Origin of the sequence: Salipaludibacillus sp. HK11 (assembly GCF_047795645.1) — a bacterium.
Lineage (GTDB): Bacteria > Bacillota > Bacilli > Bacillales > Salisediminibacteriaceae > Salipaludibacillus.
Window position 1 is genome coordinate 2197699 of the sequence record NZ_CP181045.1, and the last position, 22605, is coordinate 2220303.

The 22605-nt window shown below is 37.9% G+C and carries 22 protein-coding genes and 2 other annotated features; of the genes, 3 read left to right on the top strand and 19 right to left on the bottom strand.

Annotation, left to right across the window (positions count from 1 at the left end; translation table 11 throughout):
* Positions 1-13: 13 nt before the first annotated feature.
* From polX to zapA, 3 genes are all read right to left on the bottom strand, one after another.
* Positions 14-1732: a DNA polymerase/3'-5' exonuclease PolX gene (polX, locus tag ACM26V_RS10890; RefSeq protein ID WP_416151443.1), complete on the bottom strand. Its 1719-nt coding sequence runs from the start codon at positions 1730-1732 to the stop codon at positions 14-16.
* Between the two features lie 198 nt (positions 1733-1930).
* Positions 1931-2473, bottom strand: a complete 543-nt coding sequence (locus ACM26V_RS10895; RefSeq protein ID WP_416151444.1) for a CvpA family protein — start codon at positions 2471-2473, stop codon at positions 1931-1933.
* Complete coding sequence (zapA, locus tag ACM26V_RS10900; RefSeq protein WP_416151445.1) at positions 2466-2732, bottom strand: cell division protein ZapA; 267 nt, start codon at positions 2730-2732, stop codon at positions 2466-2468. The genes ACM26V_RS10895 and zapA overlap by 8 nt, the downstream gene beginning before the upstream one ends.
* 166 nt (positions 2733-2898) lie before the next feature.
* On the opposite strand from zapA, the gene rnhC reads away from it, so the two are divergent.
* Complete coding sequence (gene rnhC, locus ACM26V_RS10905) at positions 2899-3858, top strand: ribonuclease HIII (protein WP_416151446.1); 960 nt, start codon at positions 2899-2901, stop codon at positions 3856-3858.
* A 166-nt stretch (positions 3859-4024) separates the two neighbouring features.
* Here the strand turns inward: rnhC and pheT are convergent, their stop codons facing one another.
* The 3 genes from pheT to ACM26V_RS10920 form a co-directional block, all read right to left on the bottom strand.
* A complete protein-coding gene (gene pheT, locus ACM26V_RS10910) occupies positions 4025-6445 on the bottom strand; it encodes a phenylalanine--tRNA ligase subunit beta (RefSeq protein ID WP_416151447.1) in 2421 nt (806 codons plus the stop codon).
* A gap of 48 nt (positions 6446-6493) precedes the next feature.
* Complete coding sequence (pheS, locus tag ACM26V_RS10915) at positions 6494-7528, bottom strand: phenylalanine--tRNA ligase subunit alpha (RefSeq protein WP_416151448.1); 1035 nt, start codon at positions 7526-7528, stop codon at positions 6494-6496.
* 85 nt (positions 7529-7613) lie between these two features.
* Positions 7614-7840, bottom strand: a binding site (T-box leader).
* A gap of 109 nt (positions 7841-7949) precedes the next feature.
* On the bottom strand, positions 7950-8705 hold the full coding sequence (locus ACM26V_RS10920) for a TrmH family RNA methyltransferase (RefSeq protein WP_416151449.1): 756 nt from the start codon (positions 8703-8705) through the stop codon (positions 7950-7952).
* 198 nt (positions 8706-8903) lie between these two features.
* On the opposite strand from ACM26V_RS10920, the gene sspI reads away from it, so the two are divergent.
* Positions 8904-9113 (top strand): small acid-soluble spore protein SspI, encoded by a 210-nt coding sequence (sspI, locus tag ACM26V_RS10925; protein ID WP_416151450.1) that lies wholly within the window; start codon positions 8904-8906, stop codon positions 9111-9113.
* 64 nt (positions 9114-9177) lie between these two features.
* Here sspI and ACM26V_RS10930 read toward each other — a convergent pair whose 3' ends face one another.
* The 3 genes from ACM26V_RS10930 to ACM26V_RS10940 all read right to left on the bottom strand — a co-directional run bounded on the left by ACM26V_RS10930 (position 9178) and on the right by ACM26V_RS10940 (position 12069).
* Complete coding sequence (locus tag ACM26V_RS10930; RefSeq protein ID WP_416151451.1) at positions 9178-9996, bottom strand: YitT family protein; 819 nt, start codon at positions 9994-9996, stop codon at positions 9178-9180.
* Between the two features lie 338 nt (positions 9997-10334).
* Positions 10335-11414 (bottom strand): M42 family metallopeptidase, encoded by a 1080-nt coding sequence (locus tag ACM26V_RS10935; RefSeq protein WP_416151452.1) that lies wholly within the window; start codon positions 11412-11414, stop codon positions 10335-10337.
* 178 nt (positions 11415-11592) lie between these two features.
* Positions 11593-12069, bottom strand: coding sequence for a dUTP diphosphatase (locus ACM26V_RS10940; protein ID WP_416151453.1), 477 nt, complete (start codon positions 12067-12069; stop codon positions 11593-11595).
* 248 nt (positions 12070-12317) lie between these two features.
* Between ACM26V_RS10940 and ACM26V_RS10945 the strand changes: the two genes are divergently transcribed.
* Positions 12318-12722: a sigma-w pathway protein ysdB gene (locus tag ACM26V_RS10945; RefSeq protein WP_416151454.1), complete on the top strand. Its 405-nt coding sequence runs from the start codon at positions 12318-12320 to the stop codon at positions 12720-12722.
* A gap of 226 nt (positions 12723-12948) precedes the next feature.
* On the opposite strand, the gene ACM26V_RS10950 is transcribed toward ACM26V_RS10945, so the two are convergent.
* From ACM26V_RS10950 to ACM26V_RS10995, 10 genes are all read right to left on the bottom strand, one after another.
* Positions 12949-13527, bottom strand: coding sequence for a TVP38/TMEM64 family protein (locus tag ACM26V_RS10950; RefSeq protein WP_416151455.1), 579 nt, complete (start codon positions 13525-13527; stop codon positions 12949-12951).
* 76 nt (positions 13528-13603) lie between these two features.
* A complete protein-coding gene (locus tag ACM26V_RS10955) occupies positions 13604-13879 on the bottom strand; it encodes a DUF1294 domain-containing protein (RefSeq protein ID WP_416151456.1) in 276 nt (91 codons plus the stop codon).
* A 143-nt stretch (positions 13880-14022) separates the two neighbouring features.
* Entirely contained in the window at positions 14023-14379 is a 357-nt protein-coding gene (rplT, locus tag ACM26V_RS10960) for a 50S ribosomal protein L20 (RefSeq protein ID WP_416151457.1), read from the bottom strand.
* A gap of 85 nt (positions 14380-14464) precedes the next feature.
* Positions 14465-14653 (bottom strand): 50S ribosomal protein L35, encoded by a 189-nt coding sequence (gene rpmI / locus ACM26V_RS10965; RefSeq protein WP_416151458.1) that lies wholly within the window; start codon positions 14651-14653, stop codon positions 14465-14467.
* Positions 14654-14761: 108 nt separating this feature from the next.
* On the bottom strand, positions 14762-15265 hold the full coding sequence (gene infC, locus ACM26V_RS10970) for a translation initiation factor IF-3 (protein ID WP_416151459.1): 504 nt from the start codon (positions 15263-15265) through the stop codon (positions 14762-14764).
* A 101-nt stretch (positions 15266-15366) separates the two neighbouring features.
* Positions 15367-15485: a sequence feature (ribosomal protein L20 leader region), on the bottom strand.
* 72 nt (positions 15486-15557) lie between these two features.
* Complete coding sequence (gene thrS / locus ACM26V_RS10975) at positions 15558-17507, bottom strand: threonine--tRNA ligase (protein ID WP_416151460.1); 1950 nt, start codon at positions 17505-17507, stop codon at positions 15558-15560.
* A gap of 419 nt (positions 17508-17926) precedes the next feature.
* A complete protein-coding gene (gene ytxC, locus ACM26V_RS10980) occupies positions 17927-18811 on the bottom strand; it encodes a sporulation protein YtxC (RefSeq protein ID WP_416151461.1) in 885 nt (294 codons plus the stop codon).
* A gap of 203 nt (positions 18812-19014) precedes the next feature.
* On the bottom strand, positions 19015-20121 hold the full coding sequence (gene mqnC, locus ACM26V_RS10985) for a cyclic dehypoxanthinyl futalosine synthase (protein WP_416151462.1): 1107 nt from the start codon (positions 20119-20121) through the stop codon (positions 19015-19017).
* A 96-nt stretch (positions 20122-20217) separates the two neighbouring features.
* A complete protein-coding gene (gene dnaI, locus ACM26V_RS10990; protein WP_416151463.1) occupies positions 20218-21159 on the bottom strand; it encodes a primosomal protein DnaI in 942 nt (313 codons plus the stop codon).
* Entirely contained in the window at positions 21160-22578 is a 1419-nt protein-coding gene (locus ACM26V_RS10995) for a replication initiation and membrane attachment family protein (protein ID WP_416151464.1), read from the bottom strand.
* Between the last annotated feature and the right edge of the window lie 27 nt (positions 22579-22605).

Sequence of the window (22605 nt, forward strand, 5' to 3'; positions counted from 1 at the left end):
CCTCCAACTTTGACTATCTTCTATTTTTCCAAAGAAACGCTGCCATTTCTTTAGCCGTCCATGTATTAACAATCGTTGACTTTTTTAGCCAACCTCTCCTTGCTGTTTTCACACCTGTTGGCATATGATCTAGCATTTCAAACCGATGAGCGTCCGTATTTATCGCTAGTTTTACACCGGCTTCTTGGGCTTTTCTTACCCACTTTTCTGATAGATCGAGCCGATTTGGATTTGCATTTAGTTCAAGAATTGTGTCTGTTTCTACAGCTAATTCAAACAGACGTTCCATATTGACCGGATAACCGTCGCGCCGCCCAATTAATCTTCCTGTTGGGTGAGCAATCATCGCTACATGAGGATTCCTACATGCATTTTCCAATCGTTTCATAATTATTTTTTCATCTTGCTGAAACGAGGAATGAATCGAAGCAATTACGAAATCAACTTCTTCGAGGACATCATCAGGATAATCCAAACTTCCATCTGGCAAAATGTCCATTTCAATTCCTGTAAACACTGTGAAATCATTCATCGTCTCATTAAGCTTACGAACCTCTTCATGTTGACGTTTCAATCGCTCAATCGTTAAGCCATTCGCAACTTTCAAATATCTTGAATGATCTGTGATGGCAATATAGTCGTAACCTTTATCTTTGCAAGCTTGTACCATCTCGGAAACAGACTGTGCGCCATCACTCCATGTTGTATGCATATGCATATCAGACCTTATATGAGAAGCATCAATTATTTCGTAATCTTTGTCAAACGCCTCTAGTTCATTCATACCTTCACGAATCTCAGGCGGAATAAAAGGTAGGTTAAAATGCTCAAAAAACGCTTCCTCCGTCTTAAAGTGCTTCACTTCCCCAGTAGATTCTATTTCAATGCCATATTCGCTAATTTTTTCGCCTCGCTCTTTCGCCAATTGGCGAAGCATCACATTATGATCCTTGGATCCAGTAAAATGATGAAGTGTCGTTGCAAAGGATTCATCTTTGATCATCCGAAAATCTACCGGAACAATAAGATCCCCATATTCGAACTCAACACTCACTTTTGTTTCTCCATGACCTATAATATCTTTTACGTGCTCCATCGAAACTAGCACATCACCAACTGATTGAGGATCTTCTGTGGAGAGGATAAAGTCCAAATCTTTAACTGTCTCTCTTCCCCTACGGAAACTGCCCGCAAGCTCGAATCGGGTAATTTCATTTATATTTGTTAATCGGTCTTTAATGTCCTCTGCTGCTGGAAGAATTTGCGCAATCGTTAATCGCTCTGGACGTTTCCCGAGATCATCAAGCGCTGCGAGAATTTTTTCTTCGGTTTTTTTACCAAATCCAGCTAGATTTTGCACTTTTTTCTCTTCACAAACAGTCCGAAGTGATTCAACGTCAGTGACCTGTAATTCTTGATATAACTTTCCGATTTTTTTCCCACCAAGTCCCGGAAGCTTTAATAAAGGAAGTAAACCATTAGGCAGTTCCTCTTCCAGTTCTTTTAGCAAAGGTGTCTCTCCGTTTTGGATAAGATCGTTAATAACGCCTGCAGTTCCTTTGCCGATACCAGTAAGTTTCGCTGGATCATCAATCTCTGCTAGAGTTCGCTCATCTCTTTCTAATGCTTGTGCCGCTTTGCGGTAAGCAGAAACACGAAAAGCATTTGCACCTTTTATTTCTAAATAAACCGCAATTCGTTCCAAGGCAGTTAATACATCTTTTTTATTCATCACTGTCACTTCTTTTCACCTCGTCCCATAATATCACTTATTCCATTCATTCTTCCTTATCATAGCTAATTGATAGGATAACCTGCAAGTAATTAATCAGATAACGCCAATTTGATCACGAATAAATTTCTTCGTCGTTAGCTAGCTTTCTTTTATTGTGATCACAATAAAAGAAAGCTTCTCGCCATTTACGAGAAGCTAATCATTCCATCCCTTACTCCAAATCTCTTTTAACTCATCAGAAATAATCGGCGTATAGTCAAAGATCATCTGTGCAAATGAAGACCCTTGAAGCGTAGCTTGCACCAAGTCAATTTGAATAACTGCGGCTAAATGCAGAAGAACAGTTACCACGACCAACCCCTCTAAAAAGCCTAATATTCCACCAAACCATCCGTTTAAAAAATGAAGAATTGGTAGGTGAGCAAGAAAATCAAATAGAGAGCCAACAATTTGCAACAGAATTTTAGATATAAAAAACAATGCAACAAAAGCAATACCATTATAATATACTGCTTCAACATTAAACGACTCTACAAGTAACTGAAAACTTGAATCTTCCGAGAGTTGTGGGAACGGGACCCATAATCTTATGTAATGAGCTACTTCCTGATAATATAAATAGGCTACAGCTAACGAAACAAAAAGGCCAACTAAATGAACAACTTGAAGAATAAGTCCTCTTCTAAAACCGACAAAAAAACTAATGATCAAAATAAAAAATAAAATAAAACTAAGCATCGTATTTAGTCCTCATCTTTCTCTTTTCATCTTCTACTTGTTTTAATAAAGCTAAATAATCATTTCCGATATTTACAGCAGCAAGAACTGCTAATTTTGTTGAATCAAGATATGGATTGTGCTCTTTCAATTCCTTCATTTTTTTATCTATCAACTCAGCTACAGCATTTACTTGATCTGAGCTTTCTTTACCGATGATGGTATATTGTTGGTTATATATCGTCACACTTGTTCGACTTTTTTCACTTTCATCTCCCACCAATAACCCTCCATTCGCCAAAGAAATCCTATCATATATCATAACATGTCAAAACAGCAATGAAAATATAATCTATTAAATAGATGAAAACCGATGAAATATTATCTGTTTTTGTCTATACTTTGAAAGAGTCATCAGTCACAGTTTTAGAAAGGCGGTTGGATACATGAGTCATCAAGTATTAAATGTTCCAAAACAACAACTGTTAGAACTTAAAAAATATTATCACTCTTCTTTGAAGGACAAATTTCCACAAGGTGCTGTCTTTGCCGCGAAAACAAGTCAATGCAGCATTACCGCCTACCAATCAGGTAAAGTTCTTTTTCAAGGGAAAGGCGCAGACAGTGAAGCTGGAAAATGGCAACAAAAACAAGGGATTTCTTCAGGGAATAAAACCAAAAAATTAGGATCTTCTCCAGCTGCTTCAGTTGATAATCATGCTTATTACCCTCCTGATAAAACTGAAGAAAAAATTTTATTAGGAAGTGACGAAACAGGAACTGGCGACTATTTCGGTCCGATGACTGTAGCCTGCGTTCACTTAACAAAAGAGCAGATGAATACGATTGACAGCTGGGGTGTTCGCGACTCTAAAACGATCAAAGATGATACCATTCGGGCACTCGCACCGAAGTTAATTCATGAATGTACTTTCAGCCTACTCATTTTAGACAATAAAAAATACAACTCGCTCCAGGAAAAAGGCATGAACCAAGGACAAATGAAAGCTCTACTTCATCACCAAGCAATCACAAACGTGATGGAAAAATGTAGCGAAAATGGTCTTGATTTTGACGGTACATTAATTGATCAATTTGTCACTCCATCTGGGTACTTCAAATACCTTTCTTCCAATAATAAAAAATGGTCATCTGAAAAACCGCTTTATTTCGCTACTAAAGCAGAAGGTCTCCATCCTTCAGTGGCCGCCGCTTCCATTTTAGCACGTTATTCTTTCTTGCAAGAAATGGATAAACTCGAACAAAAATTAGGATTACCGATTCCTAAAGGTGCAGGACCAAACGTTGATAAAGCCGCAAAAAAAATCTTTGCATTAAAAGGAAAAGATTCCTTATATCACATTACCAAATGGCATTTCTCTAACACAACAAGAGTTACTAATTAGTTCAGATAAGACCTCCAATTAAGGGGTCTTTTTTCTTTGCAATTCATAGGAGGTGTCATGTAACATCCTTATTCATATTTCGTTAGCTTCATTCTGATTTACTATTAATCAAACATACAAAAGCTCTGTACACTCCCTTCTGAAAGGAATTGTACAGAGCAGGTAATTAGGAACGAAGAGTCGCTCCCGCTTTTTCTTCTAAACCTTGTAATACTTTCTCATGAACGTTTGTAACTTCTTCTTCCGTTAATGTTTTTTCAGCGTCCAAATATCGTAATGAAAACGCAAGTGATTTTTTACCTGGAGCCATGTTTTCACCTTGATATAAATCGAATACAGCCACTTTCTTTAACAATTTCCCACCATGATCAAGGATAATCCGCTCTAAATCTTCTGCATTAACATTTTCGTCCACAACTAGAGCTATGTCGCGTTCCATTGCTGGATACTTTGGAATCGCTTGATATCGTAGGTCAGCAGTCGAAAGAGCCATTAGTGCCAATAGATCTAATTCAAAGACATACGTAGCAGGAAGGGACCATTCCTTCGCTACTGTGGGGTGAAGTTGTCCTAGATAGCCTACTTGCCGGCCATCGATTTCTACCTGTGCCGTTCTACCTGGATGAAGCCCGTGTTTTTCAGTTGCTACGTAGCGAACGTCACTAGTCACATGTAATTCTGACAATATTCCGTCGACGATTCCTTTAACAACATAAAAATCAGCCGGTTTCTTCTCCCCTTGCCAACCATGTTCATGCCATAGCCCCATAAATGCACCAGACAAATATGTTTTTTCTTCTGGTTGAACAGTTATCGGATCTTCATCCGTGTGAAAAACCGTACCCATTTCATACAGATGAACATTGTAGGAATTTCGATTTTTATTATAACTTAATGCATCTAGGAGGTGGGGAATCAGTGTCGTTCTTAACGCACTCCGTTCCTCACTCATCGGCAAGGTTATTTTCACTTGGCCTTCAGATGTTTCCCTAAAATGAGCTTCTTTTTCTTGCGTCGTCAGCGAGTAACTTACAGCCTCGTGAACACCTGTGCCTTCAAGAAAACGTCGAACTTTTCGCTTCTTCTTTTGTGAATCTGTCAAACCACCTGGAGTTGTTGGTGTATTAGGTAATGTTGTCGGAATGTGATCATACCCGTACAACCGAGCTATTTCCTCCACAAGATCCGCTTCAATTGAGATATCTTGACGCCGTGTTGGAACGGCAACAGTAAAAGTCAAGTCTTTTTCATCATATGGAAACTGAAGCTGAGCAAATATTTCTCTTACTTGATCTACCTCAAGTTCTGTTCCCAATGTTCGGTTAATCTTATCTAAGCTAATCGCCACTTCTACAGACTCTCGATTTAATTGATCAAATGCAACTGGTCCTTCTAAAACCTGACCACCAGCAAGTTGTACAATAAGAGAAGTTGCTCTCGCTCCAGCTTCAGCAACACGATTAGGATCTACTCCTTTTTCAAAACGAATGCTAGAGTCACTGCGTAAGCCTAAGTCTTTTGAAGCTTTTCTAATTGGTTCAGAGCTGAAGAAAGCTGCTTCTAGTAAAATATTGACCGTATCATTTTCTACTTCAGAAGTAGCACCTCCCATAACACCAGCAATCGCAACAGGATTTGTTCCATTTGTAATCACAAGGTGTTCACCAGAAAGAGTCCGTTCAGTTTCATCTAACGTAGTAATTGTTTCGTTTTCTGTCGCACGACGGACTAATACTTCCGTTGATCCGAAACGATCAAAGTCAAAGGCGTGAAGTGGTTGCCCGTACTCAAGAAGAACGTAATTCGTCACATCCACCACATTGTTAACTGGTCTAACACCAGAAGCCATCAAGATAGTTTGCAACCATAATGGAGATTCGCCAATGTTGACTCCTTTAATGATTGAAGCTCCGTAATAAGGATTATCACCCGACGCCTCCACTTTTACTGACACTGCATCACTTGCCTTTTCCTTAACAGAAACGATCGCAGGTTCAGGAACTATCACGTCACGATTGAGAATTGCTGCAACTTCATAAGCAACTCCAAGCATGCTAAGACAATCAGCTCTATTCGGCGTTAAATCCAATTCTAAAATTGTGTCATCTAAACCAAGTGGCGCGAGTGCATCTTCTCCTACAGTCATTTCTTGAGGAAAATGAAAAATTCCTTCACTATATTTTTTCGGAACCGTCTTCGCTTCCATACCAAGTTCTTGTAAGGAACAAATCATGCCTTCCGATTTTTCTCCACGAAGTTTCGCTCGCTTAATTTTCATTCCACCAGGAAGACGTGCGCCAACTTTCGCTACTGCGACAAACTGTTCTGCTGCCACATTTTTCGCACCACAGACAATTTGAACGGGTTCTTCTTCTCCTACATCTACTTGACAAATGTTTAATTTATCCGCCTCTGGATGCTTCACACATGATAATACCTTTCCAACAACAAGCTTTGTGATGCCTGTATTCAAAGCTGTAACTGCTTCTACTTCCACACCACTTCGCGTCAATTTTTCCGCCACTTGTTCTGCTGTTAAATCAGCAAGGTTGATATATTCTTTTAGCCATTTATATGAGATTAACACAATTGTTCCTCCTTAAATTTCGCTAGATTCATTCTTGATACAACGCTATTAAACATGAGTAAACTGTGATAAAAAGCGTGTATCATTTGTGTAGAAATGACGGATATCATCAATGCCATATTTTAGCATCGCAAAACGTTCAACTCCCATTCCGAATGCAAAACCTGAATATTTCTCGGGATCAAAACCACTCATACGTAGGACGTTCGGATGGACCATTCCTGAGCCTAACACTTCAATCCAACCAGTTTGTTTACACGTACGACACCCTTTGCCATGACACATCGCACAGCTAACATCTAATTCAGCTGATGGCTCTGTGAATGGGAAATAACTAGGACGTAAACGAATTTCTCGTTCTTCACCAAAATAGCGTTTGACAAATTGCTCGAATATTCCTTTTAAATCACTCATTCTTATTCCTTCATCCACGACTAACCCTTCTATTTGCATGAACTGGTGAGAGTGAGTCGCGTCGTCTTCATCACGGCGGTATACTTTTCCTGGACAGATAATTTTAACTGGACCTTTTCCTTGATGCTTTTCCATCGTTCTCGTTTGTACTGGAGATGTTTGTGTTCGCAATAGTAAATCTGATGTAACGAAAAATGTGTCTTGCATATCGCGAGCTGGATGATGTTTCGGTAAGTTCAATGATTCAAAATTATAATAGTCTGTCTCTACTTCTGGTCCTTCAGCTACGTTAAAGCCCATTCCAATAAATACGTCTTCAATCGTTTCTACCACCGATGTTAATGGATGACGTCCACCTTTTCGGGCGGGGCGGCCTGGCAATGTCACATCAATGCTTTCCTTTGCTAACTTTTCACGTAACGCTGTTTCTTCAAAAGCTTGTTCCTTTTCTTCAATGTAACTCGCGACGGATTGGCGAACCTCATTCGCTTTTTGACCTACTTTTGGTCGCTCTTCAGCGGATAGTTTTCCCATTCCTTTCATTACTTCAGTAATTGGACCTTTTTTTCCTAAATACGCGATTCGAACTTCTTTTAAATCTTGCAAATTTGATGCATTTGCAACTTTTTTCATCGCTTCATCGTGAAGCTCTTGTAAACGATCTAACATGAAAGTTCCTCCTTTTTTGTCAACTCCTAAGAATGACCCATCCACTATTGAAACTAAAATAATACAGAAAAAGCCCTCATCCCTATGAAGGGACGAAGACTCGCGGTACCACCCTTGTTAATACGATACTACTCGTATTCACTCAATGAAGAAGATAACGGTCTTCCTGCCGGATCATCAGGAAAAATTATTTTCCTTGGATCGACTCCAGAGTGAATTCGGCTGGGTCCCACATAGAAATGCTTTCAGTCTAAGGCATTTCCTCCCTGAATAGGAACGTATCAGCGTACTATTTTCCTTCTTCGTCATAAATCATTCTGTTTGTCTATTTCTGTTGAATATTATATAAGTTTTACGAAGATTTCGCAAATCGTTTAGTCAAATAAACTTTTCTTTTTTATCTTTTAATAACTAAGCTATGCTACGCTCCTCTTAAGTGATAAAGAAGAATGCCTGTAGCAATCGCGACATTTAGTGATTCCGCTTCTCCAAAAATAGGAATGTACAGATTTTGATCACTCATTTTCAACAGTCGTTCTTTCACACCATTCCCTTCATTTCCTACGATAAGCGCAAAATTCTTCTGTGGCTCAATAGCTGTAAATGTACTTCCTTGAAGACTTGATCCAAATACAGGAACATTACTTTCCTTGCATAGCTCAACCGCTTCTTCGAGATCCATTTTTTGAATAGGCAAATGGAACAGTGAACCTTGTGTTGAACGGATCACTTTGCCATTATAGGGATCTGCTGTAAGGTCACTTAAGACCACTCCTGACATCCCCGCCGCATCAGCCGTCCGAATCATCGCTCCTAAATTACCTGGATCTTGAACGCCATCGATAAATAAGTACCTCCCGTTCTCCAAAGGAAGATTTACATTCAATGGCTTTTCACAAATTGCTGCAATACCTTGAGGTGCCTCGGTTTCAGATAACTCCTTCATCACTCGCTCCGTTACATAGACACTAGACAGCTCTTTGACATCCCACTCCTTTGGGATCTCTTTCCCTTCTACAATTACCAAATGTTTAATTATTATTGAAGATTTTAACGCCTCTTCTATTAAATGCATACCCTCAATAAAAAAGAGCCCTGATTGATCACGTTCTTTTTTCGTGTGAAGTTTTTTCCATGCTTTAATCTTTGTATTTTGGATAGATTCAATCGTTTCCATAGTCTCTCCTATACGTAAATTTTTTGACAATACTTATCACAATAACGGCCCTCTAACTATAAATTTTACATAATTATAAACAGTTTTATCCATACTATAACAGAATTATCAAAGTAAAACGATTCTAATCTTTATGTTTAGGTTTGTTCATTAAAATATTCAAAATAAGTTGAGTGACTTAAAGAAAGGGTGGAAAACATGAGTGGTTTTAATTTACGTGGGGCCATTTTAGAAAATGTGTCCGGCAGTACTCAAGATGATGTCGAAGCAACGATTGTTGACGCGATTCAAAGCGGTGAAGAAAAAATGCTCCCAGGTTTAGGTGTATTAATGGAAATTTTTTGGAACCAAGCCAGTGAAGAAGAAAAGCAATCTCTCACAGAAAGCATTTCAAAAGAACTTCAGTAAAGTTGAATGATTAAAGATGTGTAGCTTGAAAAATAAGGATAAACCTCATTTTTCAAGCTCTCTTTTAATCTCTCCTGAAATTGCCCATCACTTCCATACTTTCACTTACACTAACAAAAGCGGTCGGATCAATTTCTTTTATGATTGGTTTAAGAACCGCCAATTCATAACGTGTGATTACGGTATACAATACTTTTTTATTTTCGCCTGAATAAGCACCTTGACCTTCAATAACTGTAATTCCTCTTACTAAATTCGCCAGAAGTTCTTTCTTCAGATCATCGCCTTTACTTGTGACAACCATCAGACTTAATTTAATATGACGCGTATGAATACGATCAATCACTATTCCAGTTATGTATATCGAGAGCATTGTATACATCGCAAGATCCCAAGCAAAGAAGAAGCCTGAAATAACTACTACAATGCTATTTAATGCAAAAAAAAGTCCACCAAGAGGCACATCCCACTTCTTAATTAGTACTAAACTAACAATATCAAAACCTCCTGTAGAACTATAAAAACGAATAATTATACCAATCGTGGCACCCGCAATAACGCCACCAAATACAGATGAGAGTAAGGCGTCATCCGTCACTTGTACAATCGGAATGTATATCATAGCCACAGATGTAACTAATACAGAGAAGAGACTATTCACAATAAATTGCTTTCCTAATTTCATCCATCCTAAAATGAATATAGGAACGTTAAGTAGCGCCATCCAGTAACCTGCATTAATTGGTGTTAACAAACCAAACACCATTGCAAGACCAGTTACCCCTCCTGTTAATACTTCATGTGGCAACAAAAATAGATTAAATGCAAAAGCTAATACGACGGACGAGATAAAAATAATAAGAACACTAAATACTTTCTGCATATGGACACTCCAATCTAAATCAATTCGAAAATCACTTAATGAAGTATAATAATAGTCGTTGTGTCCGTCAAGAGCTAATTCGACAATTTAAAAAACCAGACTAATATTGTTCGAGTCATTTTGATTTATTGCTTAAATTTTGGCAATTAAAATCTTCTTGATCGGTTGAAAATAAAAAAGAGTAACAGTTTATCAAATGCCCTTCAACTGTATTTTTGCCCTATCCATCTCACTAACTGCTCAAGTCCCCCTCCACTTGAACAATTCTTTGCCAAAAAAACTCCGATAAATACAAAAAAGGCTGTCACCAATACTTTGGGACAGGCTTTTTCAAAAAATTAATTAAACGTTATTTGATCGACAGTTTTTCGATCCATTTTCTTGATCACTTCTACAATTAATTGAACAGCATTATCAAAATCATCACGGTGGAGGATCGCCGCATGTGTGTGAATGTAACGAGTCGCAATTGTAATTGATAGCGCTGGAACACCGTTTGCTGTTAAGTGGATCGCACCTGAATCCGTCCCACCACCAGGAACAGCATCAAATTGGTATGGAATCTTCTTCTCATCCGCAGTAACTGTTACAAAGTCGCGTAAGCCTTTATGAGAGACCATTGACGCATCAAACATAATCACTTGCGGCCCTTTTCCCATCTTAGCCAAAGCATCCTTCTCAGTAATGCCTGGTGTGTCTCCTGCAATACCTACATCGACGCCAAAACCAATGTCTGGTTGGATATGATGCGCCGAAGTTCTCGCGCCGCGAAGACCAACTTCTTCTTGAACCGTCCCAACTCCGTAAACCGTATTTGGATGATCTTCATCCTTTAGACGACGAAGGACTTCAATCGCAATAGCACAACCGATTCGATTATCCCATGCTTTAGCCATTAACATTTTTTCATTTTTCATCACGGTAAAGTCACAAACAGGAACTACTGAATCGCCTGGGCGAATACCAAATTCAGCTGCTTCTTCTTTGCTTGTTGCCCCAACATCAATAAACATTTCCTTTTTATCGACCGATTTTTTTCGAGCATCTGGAGCTAAGATATGTGGCGGTTTAGAACCAATTACTCCAGGTATATTTCCATTACGAGTCATCACAGTCACTCGCTGAGCAAGCATTACTTGCTCCCACCATCCACCGACACATTGGAACTTTAAAAATCCACGGTCATCAATGTTTGTAATCATAAAACCAATTTCATCGAGGTGGCCTGCCACCATTATTTTCGGTCCGTCCTGAACAGAACCCGTTTTTTTAGCGATCAAGCTTCCCAAGTGATCGGTTTCTACCGATTCCGCAAAAGGTGAAATATACTTTTTCATCACTTCGCGCGGTTCTCTCTCATTTCCAGGAATTCCGTTTGCATCAGTTAATTCTTTAAGCATTTTTAACATGTCTTCCATGAATTAAAGCCTCCTTTGGTTTAAATAAAACGTCAGTATTTTTTCAACTAAATTATTATCACGCTTTTCCTTTAGCGAAGTTAAACTTTTCTAAAGAAAAATAATTATGTACTCCCCTTATTATAACGATTTCAAAGTAATTTCTCAATTCTTTTCGATAACCGAAATATTAAATGAATTAATACCCTTGATCTTGTCTTTGATGGTTAACTTCATTTTTTTTCAAGTACGCTTCCTCAACATCATCTGATGAAAATCCTAATTTAGCGCCCAAGGAAAGATAGACTCGGAATAGATTTTCATAGCTAAGCCGTGTTTTTTCTTCGCGCAAGTGAACAATCGCTTCCATCGAATTAAAAAATGTTTCAACAAGTTCATTTTTTGTTGCTTCAGCTGGAATTGGATAAACAATTACAGGCTGATTATCAAACCCAAATTCAATTCCTACTGAAAGAAGAAAATGAATTCCGTCCACATATTCCTCAAGAATAACTTCACAGGCAGATGGCTCTTTTTCACTCCAAAACTTAAAACACCTCGTTTCATTAGCTAATTCTGCTAATTCAACTTGAAATGCCAATAACTTCCTTTCTAATAAAGGCTCTCCTTTAAGCTGTTGCTTAGTCTCAATATATTTGTCCAAATCCTTTTGCATGTTAAATAGCTTAGAAAAATTCATTTTAAACACCTTCCCCTTGATTTATCCTACATTCATTCATTATACTTTAAACTAGAAGATAATTATTTTCAAACAAACAATAAATAAAAGTTACTATATTTTTGAAACTTATCCCGTCGTCAATCGTAGCATATATCAAGGCATCTTTAATTAGAAATGAATTATTATTTAGCCCAAATAAATCGGGATTCTTTATAAGCTTCCCTGATGAAGGAGAGATGATCATGATAACCGTGATCTTGTTTCGAGTATTCCTTCTACTTGCTGTTGGAATCATTTTATTTAGTATCGCCAAGTATTTGTTAGACCCGCGTCGAAAACTGGAAAGTGCCCATCAACAAGGTAATTTCTATTTATTAGACGAGCCCGATAATATTCGTAAGAATGTTGTGTTCACATTTCGCAGCGCTATGTTTGAAGGCGAAAAATTCCTTGGTGCCTCTGACGACACATTTGAAGTTACATCAATTATGGTTTGGACAGAAGAGAGTGATCAATTACAAGGATTAAGTAGACGTGACTTTCAATTTATTGAAAAAGAATTGTTGTTGCGCTATCCAAAAGCAGAAATTGAATGGAGAAGCCCTATTCACGAATTGCTTAAAAGATTAGAAAGACAAAAAAAATAGTTCATATACTAACTCGTAACGAATATTTATCACAGTTACGAGTTTTTTTCTATCTACTGTCAATAAGTCCACCTTTTAAAATTATCAGAACAACTTTTTGTCGCCAAGTCCTTCATGACGAAAGCCTTAGTTTATCTTATACTTTAACCCTTTAGCGAAGTTAAGCATTCTTAAAGTATAAAAACCTGTACTCATTAATCTGAAGTACAGGTTTTTTTATTAGCCTTCATTCTATTGCTTTCTTGGGAAAAAAACGATCCCATTTGTAAACAGCTGTACCTCGTTTGCCTAGATATGAAAATACTATGGCAAGACTTCCGAAGAATATAATCGATAAGTACCAAGGCATTTCAGTGATTGCCTGACCAAAAGCCGTATATAACATTGCTGGTAATATAACACCAACAACGGAGTAACGCATGTATTCCTTGAAAGATGACGTCATTTCCATTAAATATAGTGATAATAAATGAAAGTGAACAAACGGCATCATTCGTAAAATCATCACTTGACCGACAGAAATCACTCGATCTTTAAACACTTTTTTCTTTAGCTTGAGAACTCTTTCTCGAAACTTCGGAAAGATATCTACAAGTTTATAGAAATATAAACTCATTAGTGACAATCCTATAATTGAATAGATCGTTCCATAAACAAATCCAAACAAAAATCCACCAGCAATACAAACAACAATCACAGGTATAAATAATAACGGCCTAATCAAATGTAATATTATAAACAAGACTGGTGCAAGCCAGCCTGCTTCTTCAATGAATCGAGGAATGGCTTCGTTGAATGATTCCATGTTGTAGTCATCCTCCTCTCACTTATAATCTATGAAAAAAAATAGGTTGTCATGCTTTGATAAACAAGCCTCCACCTTAAATCCAATATAACACGAATAGAAGATGGCATGCCATGAATAAAGGTAAGCCTAGTCGAAATTTCCACTTTTTTGTTTTATGTCGAAGAGATTTCGAAGCAACAAACATACTTGTAGCGCCACCAAGTAAAGCAGTCATCATTAGTGTATTTTCAGAAATGCGCCACGTTCTCCGCTTTTGAGATTTCCGTTTATCTGAAGCCATCAGTATTGCGCCAACAAGGTTTATAATAAAAAAATAGCTTATAAGTCCAATTATTACGAATAAATCCATGAATCCTTGTCTCCTTCAAATTATACCAATAAGAAATCTGAGAAACTCGTTACCTTAACTGACCACAAACCCATTTCTTTTTTCAAGATAAAAGGGTGGCATCAAAAGAATAAATCCCTTTGCGCCACCCGGTTACAATTTAATTACTTTAAGCTTGATTTTGCTTTTTCAGCAAGATCCGAAAAAGCTTTTTCATCATGAACAGCTAAGTCAGCAAGCATTTTACGATTCATTTCAATACCTGATTGCTTAAGACCGTGCATGAAACGGCTATATGAAAGACCATTAATACGAGCAGCTGCATTGATTCGAGCTATCCATAACTTACGGAAGTCGCGCTTCTTTTGGCGACGGTCACGGTAAGCGTATAGGAATGACTTCATTACCTGTCCTTGTGCTGTCTTAAATAATCTATGCTTAGAACCTACATACCCTTTTGCAAGCTTTAAAACTTTTTTACGACGACGACGGGCAACATACCCGCCTTTTACTCTAGCCATCGTAATCCCTCCTTTTAAGTCAAATTATTCGTAGTTGTAATACGAAAGGTAAAAATTTCGCTCAATTATTTCATTGAACTAGATACTATATCATTTCTCCGATGCGTCTTTGGTCACCTTTACTAACAAGTCCTGATTTACGTAGCTTTCGCTTTTGCTTCTGAGATTTGTTTGCAGCTAAATGACTTGTGTACGCATGTCCACGTTTAAGTTTACCAGTACCTGTCTTCTTAAATCGTTTGGCAGCACCACTATGGGTCTTCATTTTTGGCATTCTAAATTCCTCCTGTCCGAGTATTCGTTGTTCGTTGTTGTTGTCGGTGGGTGAACCTTCAGTCGGTTGTTGTTTTGCTTAACGAATCGTATCAAAGATAATTTCGATCTATTTTTCAGCCGTTGGAGCTAATATGAGAAACATACTCCGGCCTTCCATTTTAGGTCTCGATTCTATCGTTGAAATATCTTCACATTCTTTTGCTAGCTTTACAAGAACATTTCTTCCTAGCTCTGAATGAGTAATCGCACGTCCACGAAAACGGATCGCTGCTTTGACTTTATCACCCTTAGTCAAAAACTTGCGAGCATTGCGAAGCTTCGTATTGAAGTCATGCTCATCAATATTTGGGCTTAAACGCACTTCTTTCAAGTTAATGATTTTTTGCTTTTTACGAGCTTCTTTTTCTTTCTTTTGTAGCTCGAAACGATGTTTCCCGTAATCCATAACGCGACACACTGGCGGTTTTGCATTTGGCGCGACCATCACTAAATCTAAATCAGCGGTTCTTGCCATTTCAAGAGCTTCTTGTTTTGACTTTACACCAATTTGGTCTCCATTTGCGCCGATTAAACGTACTTCGCGAGCGCGAATGTTTTCGTTTACGAACATGTCCTTACTAATATTGAGCCACCTCCATGATAATTGCGGATCAAAGCAAGATGTTCCTCTACATCAATCACCTATAAGTTCATAATATAAGGGATGATGACACACAGAAAAAAGTGTGGGTGCAAGTTTGCGCCCACACTTCTAAATAAGTGTTAGTAAAATCGTAACCTGTCAACTACATCGTCAATCAGGTGAGAAGCGGGCGCTCCTTCTTGCTTTGTTTCCAGTTATTGTTCACTTGAACTAATTTACCATACTGAGATAAGCATGTCAACTCTATTTCATAAGATCTTTACCTAGAGAACTCTTGAATATCTTTTTTTATATTGGCAATAAATTGTTCAAGACTCACTTCTTCCGTATCTTTCTGTCCGTATCGACGAACGTTCACACCGTTTGCTTCAATTTCTTTATCACCTAATACAAGGAGATAAGGAATTTTTTGCATTTGCGCTTCGCGAATTTTATAACCTAGCTTTTCGCTACGAACATCGACATGCACACGGATTCCTGCTTTCTTCAATTCATCTTCTACCTTTTTTACGTAATCCATGTGAACATCACTAACAGGGATCGCCTGTACTTGAACAGGTGCAAGCCAAGTCGGAAAAGCTCCTTTGTATTCTTCAATTAAGAAAGCAACGAACCGCTCCATTGTAGAAACGACGCCTCGATGAATAACGACTGGACGATGATCTTTGCCATCTTCTCCAACATACGTGAGATCAAAACGATCCGGTAAATGGAAGTCCAACTGAACAGTAGAGAGCGTTTCATCTTTCCCAAGAGCTGTTTTCACTTGGACATCTAGCTTAGGACCGTAAAAAGCAGCTTCTCCGTCCGCTTCCACATAGTCGACTCCCATGTCGTCTACGGCTTCTTTCAGCATCGCCTGTGCCTTATCCCACATTTCATCGTTGTCAACATACTTCTCTGTATCTTCAGGATCTCGATAAGATAAGCGGAAGTAGTAATCGTTAATACCGAAATCTTTGTATACAGCTTGAACAAGTTCGACGACACGAATAAATTCATCTTTTAATTGATCAGGCCGACAGAAAATATGGGCATCGTTTAAAGTCATCGCACGAACTCGTTGCAAACCTGCTAATGCTCCTGACATTTCATGACGGTGCATTGTCCCTAACTCAGCAATTCTAAGCGGTAAGTTTCGATAGCTATGCTTGTCATTTTTATAAATCATCATATGGTGCGGACAATTCATCGGTCGGAGAACCAAGTCTTCATTATCCATTTTCATGACAGGAAACATGTCATCTTGATAGTGATCCCAATGACCTGACGTTTTATAAAGATCGACACTACCTAATACAGGTGTGTAAACATGGTCATAACCAAGACGTTCTTCAATATCAACAATGTAACGCTCCACTGTGCGTCGGATCGTAGCTCCTTTAGGCAGCCAAAGTGGAAGGCCTTGTCCTACTTTTTGATTAACTGTGAAAATGCCTAGCTCTTTCCCTAATTTCCGATGATCACGCTCTTTTCTTTCTTCCAATAGAACTAGATAATCATCCACTTGAGATTGTTTCGGAAATGCCGTCCCATAAATCCGTTGGAGCATTTTATTATCACTATCCCCACGCCAATACGCACCATTAATCGTTAAGAGTTTGAATTTCTTTAATTTACTAGTTTGTGGAACGTGAACACCTCTGCAAAGATCGAAAAACTCCCCTTGTTCATAGATGCTAATCTTATCCCCTTCTGGTATGTCTTCTAGAAGTTCTAATTTCAAATCGTCACCAATTTCTTTAAAGCGACTTATTGCTTCTTCTCGCGTTACTTCAACGCGATTAACTTCCAGATTTTCTTCAATAATACGTTTCATTTCTTTTTCGATTTTCGGAAGATCTTCTGGTGTCAATGTTTCAGGCATATCAATATCGTAATAAAAACCTTCTTCGATGACAGGTCCAACTCCTAATTTCACGTCCTTATAAAGACGTTTCACCGCTTGTCCCATTAAATGAGCTGTACTATGACGAAGAATATCTAATCCATCGTCAGAATCATAAGTTAAGATGGCGATTTCTCCATCTACTTCGATAGGCTCTCTCAAATCAATATGTTCGCCATTCAATTTCCCTGCCAAGGCATTTTTCTTCAACCCTGGTGAAATAGAAGTAGCAACTTCTTCTATCGTGATGCCTTTGTCAAACTCCTTTTTCGCTCCATCTGGAAACGTTAATAAAACGTTACTTTTCACTTCTTCTGTCATCCGAAACACTCCTCAAATATTCATTTGCTTCCTATCCACACTTTTATATAGACAAAAAACACCCGTCCCTATAACAAGGGACGAGTGTGAGAACGTGGTTCCACCCTTTTTTCTAAATACTTTTTCTTTCAAAGAATTTAGCTTCATTCGTTCCGTATCGAGGAAATTCGTCAATATATACTAGGGGACCGCCCGTTCCACATTGAAGCTCAGAGGTGGTAAATCATCCGTTATACATAAGAAACTTCCAGCCTTGGTTTCCTTCTCTAAAATGACAACTTAAATGATTCATATCCTCGTCTACGCTAATCATATTTAACTAAAAAATTCACTTACATTGTACCTGGATCTTCTATTACATTGATAACCATCTATGGATAGTATTATAATCACCTCTTGCAAAAAAATCAAGACAGAAATTAGATTCCGTATCGAACACTGCGATATTGAACCTCTTTTTCGTCTTCATCTAGGACAATTCGTTCCTCAAAGATGTTTTTGAGTGTATGAAATAAATCATCATCACATTCCTCTGATTTAATCACAATTTTCTTTGGTGCCATGCTAACTAACGGTCCAATCATTCTTTCATGTAAAGGTAAAAATTTTTCGAACGGTGTGACTGTTTCAAGCCATTTACACACTTGTTCAAATGTGATTTCTCTTTTTTTTCCATCATAAAATTTAATACCATTTTTCATGTACACATAAACAGTTTCGACTTTCGGTGGATTTTGCTCTAAAAAGTCTCGACACTTTTGCAACATCATTTGATAGTCCATTTCCATTCGATACTCATCAATCGCTTTTTCCACAAGTTCCAGAAGCTTTTCTTTGCATGACTGTAATCTAAATGAGATGAATGAGTCAAATGAGAACGAGATCCTTTCATTGACAAAAGGAGCTAGCTGATTATAAACCTCTTGTTGCCACTCGATAAAACTCATCGAGATGATCTGTTGCTTTTCTGATGAAGTAGGGAAAAATAACATTTTTGCCGTTTCCATGATTGCTTGAATTTCATGATCATCTTCATAGTGGAAAGTCTTTCTCAAATATTCTTCCACCCACCTAACAAAAAAAATTCTTGCCGTTGTATTCGTAAGCACTGTTATAATAGCTTGCTCTTTATCTTGACCTCCTTGAGAAAAAACATCAATCGATAAAAAAAATCTCTTTTCTGTTTTAGCGACACTAAACTGAATATGATCACATTTTTGCCCTGTTAATATAGATAATGAATGTCGAAGTTGTTCGTAAAAGGTTTCACCTAGAAATGAATCCTTAAATTCGATCGTTAACAACAGCAGCCCCTCCCAATCGTCCATTTCGAGTTGAGGGTCTTGGCGTCAATTTCCAAGCTGATTTTCAACTCTTTGCGCTAATACATATATATGGATAGGCTCTTGAATTATGAATCGAAGTTTCCAAACAAGCGAGAAAATTATAAAATACATGAAAAAACCGCGTCCCCTTATACAAGGAGAACGCGGTTTCTTTAACAATTTTAATTTTCCATAACAAAATCTTTTTCCACAGTCTCGCCCTCGGAAAATTCACGTACCGTGTTGTATTTCGTATCACGTTGCACAGGTATTTTACCAGCTTCACGAATCAAACGAATAATTAATTTCGTATCAACTTTATACGTTGCACCTGCTGCCGATACCACATTTTCCTCCATCATCGTGCTGCCAAAGTCGTTACAACCGTATGAAAGAGATTTCTTTCCTACTTCAGGACCCATCGTGACCCAAGAAGATTGAAAATTAGCAACGTTATCTAAGAAAATACGAGAAATAGCTAAGTTTTTAAGATAATCTCTAGGAGTGACTTTTTCACCTTTCATATTCGTGTTTTCAGGTTGGAATGTCCAAGAAATAAAAGCTAGGAAGCAATCAGCTTCATCCTGAGCATCTCGCACTCGCTGAAGGTGTAAAGCACGCTCTTCGTAAGTCTCGCCAAAACCGATCACCATTGTTGCCGTTCCGTGCATACCAACTTTTTTAACCATCTTCATGCATTCGATCCATTCTTCCCACGTACCTTTTAGACGACTAATTCGTCTGCGAGTCCGGTTATCAAGAATCTCTGCACCACCACCTGGAACGGAATCCAATCCAGCATCGCGTAGCTCTATCAACACTTCTTCTAATGATAGACCGGACACATCAACCATTTTATAAATTTCTGCCGGAGAAAAAGAGTGCATCGTAATATCAAAACGCTTCTTAATCTCTTTTAGCAAGTCTGTATAGTAACTGAATGGTAGATTCGGATTTGTTCCACCCTGCATTAGAATTTCCGTACCGTCTACATCTTTGGTCTTTTGTATTTTTTCAAAAATTTCTTCGTTCTCTAACACATAACCATCCTTCGAATTCGGCGGACGGTAAAAGGCACAGAAGCGGCAAAATGTGTCACATAAGTTTGTGTAGTTGACATTCCGTCCAATGACAAAAGTAGTTTTAGGCTCTGGGTGCCATTTCAACATTTTTTCGTTGGCCACCTCACCCATTTTTTCTACTTCGTCACTTTTATACAGTTCCATTGCATCGTCGACCGAGATGCGTTCTCCATTTCGGGCACGATCGAGAATATGATCAATACTCATTATGTCTCCCCCATTCTCAAAAGCTTGTAATCTCTACCTATTATACTAACATATATACCAAACTTTTCGCTTGTTATTAAACCGATAAGTCATTAGTTAAGACTTTCCTCGTTTATTTTCACCCTTCATATCAATCACTTCATTTAGATATTTTATTCTTTCTAAAATACGTTTTGCTTTTAGTTGGTCGATTCTTTCCACGCCGCCACGCTGCGTAGATGAGAGGTGAATTTCTAATTCGTTTAAGTCAAAATTAGAAGTGAAAATAGTCGGGAGCTTTTCCATCATGCGAAACTGAAGCAATCCACCTAATATGTCATCACGAATCCAATTTGACATTGTTTCTGCTCCAATATCATCCAAAATGAGGACAGGAGCTTTCTTTACCATGTCCATTTTCCCTTGATAGGAACCATCTGATATGCCATTTTTTAATTCTCTGAAGAAATCTGGTGCATAAACAATCATTGTCGACGTTTCTCCATCAGCTAGATAGTTTGCAATTGCTCCGACTAGAAAGGTTTTCCCAACACCAAAAGGTCCATGTATATAAAGACCTTGCCCGTCTTCGCCTGGTTTCACATCTGCACAAAAAGCCATCGCCTTTGTGTAAGCTTTCATTCGTGAAGGATTATCTTCATGGAAATCTTCAAAGTTGACTGCTGTCATTTCTTTCGGAATATAAAGGCTTTGCACAAACGACGCTTGTCTCTTTCGTTCATCGTCTTTTCTCTTCAATGAACAAGGTTGGTATTCAAGATGGATTTCATTTCGGTACATTTTTAATTTAGGCTGAAATCCTTTCATTAAGTTCGGACAATTATCAAGTCCAGGACATTTATCACAATTTTCCCACTGTTGTTTATATTGATAGAATTCATTTATGCCGTTATCCAATTGTTTTTCTGACAACTCTGGATGGTTTAGTATAAACTTTCGAATTCTCTCATCCTCTAGTGTATTCTGTTTTAGTTCCTCAAATCGTTTATTAAATCCGTCATTTGAAAACTGGTTTAACGATTGCTTGATGGAATCCATTTATGATCCCCCTTTTTGGTCTTGCTTCTTTTTCCTTAACATTTCTCTGTATTTCGCGGCTTCTTTCTTTGCTTTTTCAAGCTCTTCTTCGCTACCTTTATCTTTTTGCCACTTATCATCAGTCATCCATTTAGGAAGTGGTTCTTTTTTTACAGCACCTGAGTATGGTCTAGTATTTTTGGACGTTGTTTGATTATTAGTAGCTTTAAACTCTTGGCTCTTTTGATTTTCCTTCTTTGCCAATGCCATTGCTTCTTTTACAGTTGCTATTTTATTTCTTTTCCAGTGACCGGCAATCTTATAAGCTAAACCTTTTGCCAGTTTATTATCATTGACCATAAAAATATAATCAAGTAGAACATTAACAACACCTGGAGGAAGCTTGTACTCAAAGATGAGTCGTTCAATAATGTCCATATCTCCTTCGTAAACTTTTGCTCCGTCACTAAGTTCTTCCAAATATTCAATTGGTGCTGTTGTTTCAAAATAATGAATCGTTTTTTCTTCATTTGTTTTTGGTGTTGTCGTTATCGTTTTCAAATCATCTGGTTGTTTGCGAAGTCCTAATCTAGGCGGTTGATCTTTTTCATTCATCCTGTAACGCCTTTTCGCTTGTAATCTCAATTGATCCAGATCGAGTTTATCCTCATGAAGCATTGCATCCTGGATCACATTGGCCATTTCCTCAGCATTCAATTTGTAAATAAAAGCAAGCTGGTAAATAAGACGTTGATTTTTTGAGTTTTCAATTTCATCTTTTGGAATGAATGAGGGTAGATAAGCTATTAATTGTTGCACATCAAATTCTACCTCTTCCATTTTATATTGAGTATTTGACTGAGAACGACCAACCATTGGGGCGGAAGAAGAAAGCATTTCAAGTAAATCAGGATTGGTACTTTTTAGTTCTGATGGGTGAATAGATGTAAACACCTGATTAAACCCCTGAGTCACATTTTCTAAATCTCCTGTTTCAATTTTTCCAATAGTAAATGACTGGCGCAGTTCACGATAATGGTCTTTACTCCCCAATTTGTTATAGAGGAAAACGCTTAATAAGTCGTCTCGAAAAAAATCAGCTGCGCTAAGAGGTGATTGAAGATGATAGTAGTATATATACTCTTCATCTTCTTTTTTTCGATAGACAGACAATAATCCTATTGCTTCCAGTTTTTTTCGTTCAGAAAAAATATCATCCAAATGTTGACCAGTCAATGTCATTAACGCCTTATGAGTGCGCTCAATTCTCTTTGTTGACTGCTTCTGTACATCGGTACATAGCGTCATATACAAACTGTAAGCTAATGCACCTATTAAAGGTTGATAAAGCATCGTCAACACATCACTATCGGAAGCACTTGCATAGTCATCCATATAAGCAATGTATCGATTAGATGGCAACACTTCTTTCCAATGCATATTATTTCACCTGAGCTTTCTTTGCGT